This window comes from Kerstersia sp., assembly GCF_052103615.1.
Lineage (GTDB): Bacteria > Pseudomonadota > Gammaproteobacteria > Burkholderiales > Burkholderiaceae_B > Kerstersia.
On record NZ_JBQEKA010000030.1, the window covers coordinates 24,912 to 34,946 of the forward strand.

Sequence of the window (10,035 nt, forward strand, 5' to 3'; positions counted from 1 at the left end):
CAGGCCTTACCAGGCGATGATCTTGCCCGGGTTCAGGATATTGTTGGGATCGAAGGCATGCTTGAGCGAACGCATCAGCGCAATCGCATCTTCGCCATGTTCTTCGGTCAGGAACTGCATTTTATGCAAGCCCACGCCATGTTCGCCAGTGCAAGTGCCATCAGCCTCGATCGCGCGGCGCACGATGCGGTGATTAATGGCTTCCGACTCTTCCCATTCTGCCTTGCTTTCCGGGTCCAGCATCATCAGCACGTGGAAATTGCCGTCACCGACGTGGCCCAGGATGGTAGAGGGGAAACTGGCTTTGGCCAGGTCTTCCGCCGCTGCCGTGACATTCTCCGCCAGGCGGGAAATAGGCACGCAGACGTCTGTCGTGCTGGCCAGGCAGCCGGGGCGCAACTGCACCGAGGCAAAATATGCATTGTGGCGCGCCGACCACAGGCGGTTGCGGTCTTCCGGGCGCTCGGCCCATTCGAAATTCTCGCCGCCATGTTCACGCGCCAGTTCCTGCACGATCTCGGCCTGCTCCCGCACCCCTTCCGGGCTGCCATGAAATTCAAATGCCAGCAAAGGCGTTTCACGCAGCGTCAGCTTGCTGTACTGGTTAACGGCACGCACCGAAGCAGCATCCAGAAACTCCACGCGTGCCACCGGCACGCCCATCTGCACCGTGTCGATCACGCAACGCACCGCATCATCCAGCGAGCTGAAATGACAGATCGCCGCGGACACCGCTTCCGGCAGCGGATACAGGCGCACCGTCACCTCGACAATAATGCCCAGCGTGCCTTCGCTGCCCACAAATACGCGGGTCAGGTCGTAACCCGCCGACGATTTGCGGGCCCGGCCCGCCGTGCGCACGACCTTGCCGTCTGCCGTCACGACCGTCAGCGACACCACATTTTCCCGCATGGTGCCGTAACGGACAGCATTGGTGCCCGAGGCCCGCGTTGCCGTCATGCCGCCAATACTGGCATCGGCGCCCGGGTCGATAGGAAAGAACAAGCCGGTATCGCGCAAGTCTTCATTCAACTGGCGGCGCAACACGCCAGGCTGCACCGTCGCCGTCAGGTCCCCCGCATCGACCGACAGAATGCGGTTCATGGCCTGCAGGTTCAGGACAATACCGCCTTGCGCCGCCAGCACATGCCCTTCCAGCGACGACCCTGCGCCATAAGGAATCAGCGGCACGCCAAACTCATTACAGAGCTTGGCCGCAAACACAACTTCTTCGGTTGACTCGGCGAACACAACCGCGTCGGGCGCCATGACAGGATACGGCGATTCATCACGGCCATGGTGCTCGCGCACTGCCGTGGATTCCGAACAGCGGCTGCCGAAGCGCTCGCGCAGCCGCTCCAGAAAAACAGCCGGAATGGCGCGGGGCGCCTGGAAGGATTCGATATGGGCACTCATGATGTCTTGTCTTCCTGGCGCGCATCGCCATTGCCCGCAGGGCCGCACTGCCGCGCCGTTTATTATCAATAGAGACGCGGCTCAGGCCGCGCTGCCGCGCTATCCTGACGCGCCCGGTTTCCTCGCGCTACAAATCGCCAGCCATCGCGGCGCCAGAAACCAGACGGCAGCCAGACGCCTGAAAAGCAGCGCGGGGAGGCGCCTGGCGCAGGATATTTTTCTGCGCCTGAGCCTCCCCGCAGGAAACGGGCCCGTGCCGCAGGGTTGCCCCCGCGTGGACAGGTAGCGTTTAGGATAGCACTTTTAAACCAAGACTTCGCGGCGTGCATGCACTGCCGCCGCCAGTTGTTCCAGCACCGCCAGCGACTCATCCCAGCCTATGCAGCCGTCGGTAATGCTCTGGCCATAGACCAGCGATTTGCCCTCTTCCAGATCCTGGCGTCCTGCCACGAGATTGCTCTCCACCATGACCCCGACCAGCCGGCCATCCCCTGCGCCCACCTGCGCCGCGATATCCGCCACGACCAAGGGCTGGTTTTCCGGTTTTTTGCTGCTGTTGGCATGGCTGGCATCAATCATGATGCGCGGTTCCAGCCCATTGGCCCGCATCAGCGCGCTGGCGGCTTCGACGCTGGCGTGGTCATAGTTGGGCTGTTTGCCGCCGCGCAGAATCACATGGCAATCATCATTGCCTGCTGTCCGCACGATGGCAGAACGGCCGCCCTTGGTCACAGACAGAAAGTGGTGCGGCTGCGAAGCGGCGCGAATAGCGTCCAGCGCAATTTTGACGTTGCCATCGGTCCCGTTCTTGAAACCCACCGGGCATGACAGGCCGGAAGACAACTCACGGTGCACCTGGCTTTCCGTGGTGCGCGCGCCAATCGCGCCCCAGGCCACCAGATCCGCAATGTACTGCGGCGTAATCATGTCCAGGAATTCGCAGCCGGCGGGCATGCCCAGCTCATTGATTTCCAGCAGCAGGCGGCGTGCCAGGCGCAGGCCAGCATTGATATTGAAGCTGCCGTCCAGGCCGGGATCATTGATCAACCCCTTCCAGCCCACCGTGGTACGCGGCTTTTCGAAGTACACGCGCATCACGATTTCCAGATGGTCGGCGAGCTTTTCGCGAACCGGTTGCAGGCGGCGGGCATATTCCAGCGCGGCGGCGGGATCGTGAATGGAACATGGGCCAATCACGACCACCAGCCTGTCGTCTGCGCCATGCAGAATGCGGTGCATCGCCTGGCGCGCATCATGAACCACTGTGGAAGCTCGTGCCGAACACGGCAATTCGCTGATTACCTCAGCTGGTGTGGCCAGTTCCATGATTTCTTTGATCCGCAGGTCATCGGTATTGTGAGACACGGAAGACTCCTTGTTTGAGATAATTTCTGCGCCAACTGCGCCCGACGACATACGAAAAAAAGCCGCCAGACAGTGCTGGCGGCTTTTTCAGGGAAACGGGTAGAAAACCTCAGGTACGACGCGTCCCTTCCTCCGCCAGCGGCATCGGAAAATAGTACGCAAAATAAAATCGTGCATTGAGGATGTTCATGCGATTTATCGTAGCACAAAAAAATCGGCTGCAAGCCCTCATTTCGCACTCTTTCATTAGTTTTTATTAAACGTGGTGAAAATACAAATATGGCGGCCGCGCCGCCATATTTGTCATCGCCAGCTGCCAGGGGCCGCCCCGGCCCCCGCGCCAACAGCAGACCAATCAGGCAGTGCCGCCCACAGTCAGCCCATCCATGCGCAAAGTCGGCATGCCGACGCCCACCGGCACGCTCTGGCCTTCCTTGCCACAGGTTCCCACACCGCTATCAAGCGACATGTCGTTGCCGATCAGGCTGATCCGGTTCATGGCATCCGGCCCGTTGCCGATCAGCGTCGCGCCCTTGACCGGGTATGTCACTTTGCCGTCTTCGATCATGTACGCTTCCGATGCGGAGAACACGAACTTGCCGCTGGTGATGTCCACCTGCCCGCCGCCAAAATTGACGGCGTACAAGCCTTTCTTCACCGAAGCAATGATTTCTTCCGGCGGCGTCTGGCCGCCCAGCATATACGTGTTGGTCATGCGCGGCATGGGCAGATAGGCATAGGACTCCCGCCGCCCATTGCCGGTCAGCGGCACATCCATCAGACGCGCATTGAGCGAATCCTGCATATACCCGCGCAAAATGCCGTCTTCGATCAGCACGTTGCTTTGTGTCGCATTGCCTTCGTCATCGACATTCAAGGAACCGCGGCGGCCATCCAGGGTGCCGTCGTCCACCACAGTCACCCCCTTGGCGGCAACGCGCTCCCCGACCCGGCCGGCAAACACGCTGGAACCCTTGCGGTTGAAGTCGCCTTCCAGGCCGTGGCCCACGGCTTCGTGCAGCAGGATGCCCGGCCAGCCCGGCCCCATGACCACCGTCATTTCCCCGGCCGGTGCCGGGCGCGCTTCCAGGTTGACCAGCGCTTCATGCACGGCGTGCTCCACATAGCCTTGCAAGACGGCATCCGTGAAATACGCCAGACCGGCGCGCCCGCCGCCGCCGCCATGGCCAATTTCCCTGCGGCCCTGATGCTCGGCAATCACGCTGACCGACAAACGCACCAGCGGCCGGACGTCGGCCACCAGGCGGCCATCGCTGCCCGCCACCAGAATCACGTCATGCTCGGCCCCCAGGCTGGCCATAACCTGTATCACACGCGGGTCACGCGCCCGTGCCATGCGTTCGACCCGCTCCAGCAAGGCAACCTTGTCAGGCGCGTCCAGGGTCAGCAAAGGGTCCAGCGCCGGATACAGCGCCCGGCCCGGCGCGGCGTCGCCAGTCACGACCTGCTGCCGTCCCGCCCCCCGGCGCGCAATGCCGCGCACCGTGCGGGCGGAGGCCAGCAAGGCCTCGGCAGACAGATGGTCGGAATAGGCGAATGCGGTTTTTTCGCCCGCAATGGCACGCACGCCCACGCCTTGCTCAATGGAAAAACTGCCGCTCTTGACGACGCCTTCTTCCAGGCTCCACCCTTCGCTGCGGGTATGCTGAAAGTAAAGATCGGCATAATCGACGCGATGCGTGAAAATTTCACCCAAGGCGCGCGCCAGATGGCTTTCATCCAAGCCCCAGGGATCCAGCAAGATGGACCTGGCGGTATTGAGGGCGTCCAGCCCGGGATCTGTTCGTTTCATAGACTCTTCAAGCAATTAATTTGGCCGTCCGGCGCCGTCCGCCATCCCGGGCATGATCTGCCATGCCCCCTGGCGAGCGTTCACAATACGCGATGGCGCAAGGCCGGCAAATCGGTGCGGATGCTAGCGATACGCGCCGGATCCACCACGCCGCTGACGACTCCCGGCCCTTCTTCCAGCACATCGACGATCTCCCCCCAGGGGTCGATCAGCATGGCATGGCCCCAGGTACGGCGGCCGCTGGCATGACGCCCGCCCTGCGCTGGCGCCAGCACATAGCATTGATTTTCCACGGCGCGCGCGCGCAGCAAAAGTTCCCAGTGCGCCTTGCCGGTCGTGTAGGTAAACGCCGCTGGCACCAGCAGCAGGCTGACCCCGCCCATGGCCCGGTACATTTCAGGGAAACGCAGATCGTAACAGGTCGAAAGGCCGACACGTCCGGCAGGCGTCTCGAAAGTACGCACCTCCGTGCCCGCGCGTATCACTCGCGACTCATCGTAGGATTCCTGCCCCCGTGTAAAGCTGAATAGATGGATTTTGTCATAGCGCTGCACGCGGCTGCCATCCGGGCCGTAAACCAGCTGGGCATTGAACAGGCGCCCCGCGTCTCCCGTTGCCAGCGGAATGGTGCCGCCCGCCAGCCAGATCCCATGCCGGCGCGCCTGCTCCGACAAGAATGCCTGCAGCGGCCCGGCGCCATCTTCTTCGATGATTGCCAGCTTGTCCTCGTCCTTCAGCCCGATCAGGCAAAAGTATTCCGGCAAGGCCACCAGCCGGGCGCCGCCAGCCGCCGCCTGCGCAATCAAGGCTTCTGCCTGCGCCAGGTTTTCCTGAACATCAGGCGTGGACACCATTTGGATGCCTGCAACCGGCAAGGCTGTATTTGCCGCCGCAGCAGCTGCAATTTCCGACATGCCATTTCCCCCGGGAGATGCGATCAAGACAGGCCGCGCGCGCAGCACAGCCTGCCGCCAGCGTTCAGAGCCGCCAGCACACCGTCAGGATCGTAGCAGGTTCCCTGCGCCGGCAGCCGCAGCGGCTAACCGCCCAATTGGTAATTCACCCGCCGGATCTGGCCGTTATTGCCCGGGAAATGATCGAAAACAGCATGGAAGAGGTAGGGCGCCACTTCCAGGTTTTCCGAATCCCCAGCGCCCAGATGCTCGGCCGTCGAACGGTAAACCTCGTGATTCTGCTGATCTTTGTCGCGTATCGTGACCGTCAGGCGATATTCCTTGGCGGACACCGGACGCGCCACCCACTCAGGCGGCCCGCCCCAGTAGCCATAGCCATAACCCGGCCCATAGAAACGCGGCCGGAAGCCTGGCTGGCCCATCCCCCACCAAACGGGTTCTTCAACCAGCGCCGTCACTGGCTTGACCTGATAGTCGAAACTGACCAGAAAACGTGCCGGCGTGCCCTCGCGGGCTTCTACCAGCCCGGTCGCCCCCAAGGCGGAGCGCAACATGTCGGAATACGATGCGTATTCCAGGTTGCCGCGGCTTTGTTCAGGCGTGGAAATTTCATAGGCCTGCCCTTCATAGCTGTCCGACCACTGCTGGAAGCTTGTCACCCTGGCGGAAATGCTGGAAGCGCACCCCGCCAACAGGAACACAGCCAGGCCCAGCCCCAGACGCCAGGCGGCCCAGCGGCTGCCGGACGAAAACGCTGTTGTACGGGACATGACGATACCTCCTGGCACCTTGGTGCCTGAGTAACTTAACTGAATGACTTAACTGAGTCACTGAACTGAGTGACTGAATATTTTCTATGACTATGACAGCGCCAGGCTGAAAAAGTTTTCGCCCGGCCCGGCAGGCGCATGCCGCTATTGCCGCCCGCCACAGTTCCGGCGCGCGGGCGACTACAATGTAGCGGTTCAATCTTAAGCATGATGACATCGCTATGCGCCACGCCAGCTCGACCACAATCCTGCGTCAGGATTACCAGCCCTATCCTTTCCTGATTCCGTCCATCGAACTCGAGTTCGACCTGGCCGCGCAGGCCACCCGGGTCGTTTCCCGCATGCGCGTTACGCGCCGCCCGGACGCCCCGGCAGACAGTCCGCTGGTGCTGGACGGCGAAGCGCTGATGCTGCACGCCATTCATGTCGATGGCCAGTTGCTCGATGCCGAACATTACCGGCTTGATGGCGCCAGCGGCACCCTGAGCATCCACGGCCTGCCGGCCGATGCCCTGGTGCAAATCACCAGCCTGTGCCACCCGGCCCAGAACACCACGCTGATGGGGCTGTATGTGTCCGGCACCAGCCTGTTCACTCAGTGCGAGGCTGAAGGTTTTCGCCGTATTACCTGGTTCGCGGACCGGCCCGACGTCATGTCCCGCTATCGGGTCACCCTGCGCGCCAACCGCACCGACTACCCCTTGCTGCTCTCCAATGGCAACCTGATCGCCACGACCACGCTGATTGACGGGCGCCACCAGGCGGTCTGGGAAGACCCGCACCCCAAACCCAGCTACCTGTTTGCCCTGGTTGCGGGCAACTTCGATTGCCGTGAAAGCACGCTGCGCACGCGCAGCGGCCGGGATGCCCTGCTGCAGGTGTATGCCGACCCGGGTTCGGGCACGCAAACCGCCTGGGCGCTGGAATCGCTGGAACGTTCGGTGCGCTGGGACGAGCAGCGTTTCGGGCTGGAACTGGACCTGGACCGCTTCATGATCGTCGCCGCGCGCGACTTCAACATGGGGGCCATGGAAAACAAAGGCCTGAACGTATTCAATGCCGCCTATGTGCTGGCCGACCCGCAGACCGCCACCGACGCCAATTACCGCGCGATCGAAGCCGTCATCGGCCACGAATACTTCCATAACTGGACAGGCAACCGCGTCACCTGCCGCGACTGGTTCCAGCTCAGCCTGAAGGAAGGCCTGACCGTGTTCCGCGATCAGGAATTCACCGCCGACATGATGGCCGCCGGCCTGGATGCCGACGCAGCCGCCAGCGCCCGTACCATCAAGCGCATTGATGACGTGACCGTGCTGCGCGCCGCGCAATTCCCGGAAGACGCCGGCCCCATGGCGCACCCGATCCGCCCGGACAGCTACCAGGAAATCGGCAATTTCTACACGGCCACCGTCTATGAAAAAGGGGCGGAGGTCATCCGCATGCAGCATACGCTGCTGGGCGAAGCCGGCTTCCAGGAAGGCATACGCGAATACTTCCGGCGCCATGACGGCCAGGCCGTCACCTGCGATGACTTCGTCAACGCGATGGAATCGGTCTATAAGCGCCTGCACCCCGGCAAAGACCTGGCGGTATTCCGCCGCTGGTATGAGCAGGCCGGCACGCCGCGTGTGCGCGTCGCCCTGGACTACGACGCGGCCAGCCGCAGCTGCGTTGTCACGCTGTCGCAAAGCAATCCGCCAGTTGGCGTGGAAAAAGAACGCGGCGCCGGTTTCACCAAGGCGCCTTTGCACATTCCCTTCGCCATCGGCTTTATCGCCGCTGACGGCCAGGCCCTGACGCCTACGCTGGACGGCCAGCAGGCCGATACGTTCCTGCTGGAACTCACCGAAGCCCGCCAAGCGTGGCGCTTTGAAAACATGGACGCCGCGCCTACGCCGTCACTGCTGCGCAATTTCTCGGCGCCGGTCATCGTTGACTACGATTGGCTGGACGCCGATCTGGCGCTGTTGTCGGCCCACGACGGCAACCCATTCGCACGCTGGGAAGCGGGCCAGGAACTGGCGGCGCGCCAGGTGCTGGCCAATGCCGCCCGCCTGCGCGCGGGCGAAACCCTGCGCGCAGACCCGGTCTTTATTGAAGCCTGGCGCGCCCAGCTGAGCGCCCCCAACCTGGACGCGGGTTACCGCGCCCGCGCTCTCGCCCTGCCCTCGGAAAAGACCCTGGCGCAGCGCATGGATAAAATGGACCCGCCAGCCGTGGCCGCCGCGCGTGATTTCCTGCGCGCCGAACTGGGCCGCACCCTGGCGCCGCTCTGGCAGGCCGCCTATGAAGCCAATGCCGTCACCGGCCCTTACTCTCCCGACGCGCCCTCCGCTGGCAAGCGGGCCTTGCGCAACCTGGCGCTGGCCTATCTGCTGGCCGGTCAGGCTGAAGGCGCGCGCGACCTGGCGCTGGCCCAATACGATGCCGCGAGCAATATGACCGACGGCCTGGCTGCGCTCACCGCGCTGGTCAACGACAGCCGGGATGCGGCCACCGAACAGCGTCTGGCCGCGTTCTACGAAACCTGGCAGCATGACCCGCTCGTGGTAGATAAATGGTTTGCCTTGCAAGCCAGCTCACGCGCCACGGATGTCGCCGCCGCGCGGCGCCTGCTGGCCCACCCGGCTTTCACGCTGCGCAACCCCAACCGCGCGCGCTCGCTGGTCTTCCAGTTCTGCCTCAATAATGCGTCCGGGCTGCACCAGGCCGATGGCGCAGGCTACGACTTCTGGGCCGAACAGGTGCTCGCGCTGGATGCCATCAACCCTGAAATCGCCGCCCGCCTGGCGCGGACGCTGGATAGCTGGGCTGCCCATGCGCCTGCCCTGAGCGCGCCGATGCGGGCCGCGATCGAACGCGTCCGCGCCCATCAGCCGCTCTCGCGCAATGTTGACGAGATCACGGCCAAGGCCTTGTCGCTTTGAATTTTCATTTTTTGTTTTCACTATTTTCTGGAACATCATGTCCCGTAAAACCCTGACTCAATACATGATCGAGCAGCAGCGCGACCATCAGTGCGTGCCTGAGGCCTTGCGCCAGCTGGTCGAGACCGTCAGCCGCGCCTGCAAAAGCATCTCCCACTCGGTCGGCAAAGGCGCGCTGGGCGGCGTGCTGGGCAGCCTGGAAAGCGAAAACGTCCAGGGCGAAGTGCAAAAGAAGCTGGACGTCATGTCCAACGATATCCTGATCGAAGCCAATGAATGGGGCGGCTGCCTGGCCGCCATGGCGTCCGAGGAAATGGACACCATCCGCAAGATCCCCAGTCACTATCCTAAGGGCGAATACCTGCTGTTGTTCGATCCGCTGGATGGCTCGTCCAATATCGACGTCAACGTCTCTATCGGCACCATTTTCTCTATCCTGAAAACGGCCAAGGGCGGCCAGGACGCCACCGAAGCCGACTTTCTGCAAGCTGGCACGCAACAGGTTGCCGCCGGCTACGCCGTTTACGGCCCGCAAACCCTGCTGGTGCTGACTTTCGGCCATGGCGTGGTGGGTTTCACGCTGGACCGCGACATCGGCGCCTGGGTGCTGACGCACGACAATATCCAGATTCCGGCTGACACCAAGGAATTTGCCATCAATATGTCGAACCAGCGCCACTGGGATGCCCCCGTCAAGCGCTATATCGACGAATGCCTGGCGGGCGAAACCGGCGCGCGCGGCAAGAATTTCAATATGCGCTGGGTCGCCTCCATGGTGGCGGATGTCCACCGCATTCTGATGCGCGGCGGCATTTTCATGTACCCCT

Annotated in this window: 7 protein-coding genes; 2 read left to right on the forward strand and 5 right to left on the reverse strand. The window is 62.6% G+C overall.

Annotated features, from left to right (window positions below):
• Nucleotides 1-6: 6 nt before the first annotated feature.
• The 5 genes from ACTJGZ_RS08625 to ACTJGZ_RS08645 all read right to left on the reverse strand — a co-directional run bounded on the left by ACTJGZ_RS08625 (nt 7) and on the right by ACTJGZ_RS08645 (nt 6,278).
• Nucleotides 7-1,416, reverse strand: coding sequence for an FAD-binding oxidoreductase (locus ACTJGZ_RS08625; protein WP_441662527.1), 1,410 nt, complete (start codon nt 1,414-1,416; stop codon nt 7-9).
• Nucleotides 1,417-1,719: 303 nt separating this feature from the next.
• Complete coding sequence (gene aroG / locus ACTJGZ_RS08630; RefSeq protein WP_441662528.1) at nt 1,720-2,781, reverse strand: 3-deoxy-7-phosphoheptulonate synthase AroG; 1,062 nt, start codon at nt 2,779-2,781, stop codon at nt 1,720-1,722.
• Nucleotides 2,782-3,136: 355 nt separating this feature from the next.
• Nucleotides 3,137-4,594, reverse strand: coding sequence for a metalloprotease TldD (tldD, locus tag ACTJGZ_RS08635; RefSeq protein ID WP_441662529.1), 1,458 nt, complete (start codon nt 4,592-4,594; stop codon nt 3,137-3,139).
• A gap of 80 nt (nt 4,595-4,674) precedes the next feature.
• The gene (locus tag ACTJGZ_RS08640; protein WP_441662530.1) at nt 4,675-5,508 is read right to left on the reverse strand and encodes a carbon-nitrogen hydrolase family protein; all 834 of its coding nucleotides are present in this window, start codon (nt 5,506-5,508) and stop codon (nt 4,675-4,677) included.
• 125 nt (nt 5,509-5,633) lie between these two features.
• On the reverse strand, nt 5,634-6,278 hold the full coding sequence (locus tag ACTJGZ_RS08645; protein WP_441662531.1) for a DUF4136 domain-containing protein: 645 nt from the start codon (nt 6,276-6,278) through the stop codon (nt 5,634-5,636).
• Between the two features lie 221 nt (nt 6,279-6,499).
• Here ACTJGZ_RS08645 and pepN point away from each other — a divergent pair, with 221 nt between their 5' ends.
• Nucleotides 6,500-9,208: an aminopeptidase N gene (gene pepN / locus ACTJGZ_RS08650; RefSeq protein WP_441662532.1), complete on the forward strand. Its 2,709-nt coding sequence runs from the start codon at nt 6,500-6,502 to the stop codon at nt 9,206-9,208.
• 37 nt (nt 9,209-9,245) lie between these two features.
• Nucleotides 9,246-10,035: class 1 fructose-bisphosphatase (locus ACTJGZ_RS08655; RefSeq protein WP_441662533.1), on the forward strand; the 790-nt coding region annotated here is incomplete at its 3' end.

Coding starts and splice junctions, on each gene's coding strand:
- ACTJGZ_RS08625 (WP_441662527.1), bottom strand. CDS start 1,416: ATGAGTGCCCATATCGAATCCTTCCAGGCGCCCCGCGCCATTCCGGCT.
- tldD (WP_441662529.1), bottom strand. CDS start 4,594: ATGAAACGAACAGATCCCGGGCTGGACGCCCTCAATACCGCCAGGTCC.
- ACTJGZ_RS08640 (WP_441662530.1), bottom strand. CDS start 5,508: ATGTCGGAAATTGCAGCTGCTGCGGCGGCAAATACAGCCTTGCCGGTT.
- ACTJGZ_RS08645 (WP_441662531.1), bottom strand. CDS start 6,278: ATGTCCCGTACAACAGCGTTTTCGTCCGGCAGCCGCTGGGCCGCCTGG.
- pepN (WP_441662532.1), top strand. CDS start 6,500: ATGCGCCACGCCAGCTCGACCACAATCCTGCGTCAGGATTACCAGCCC.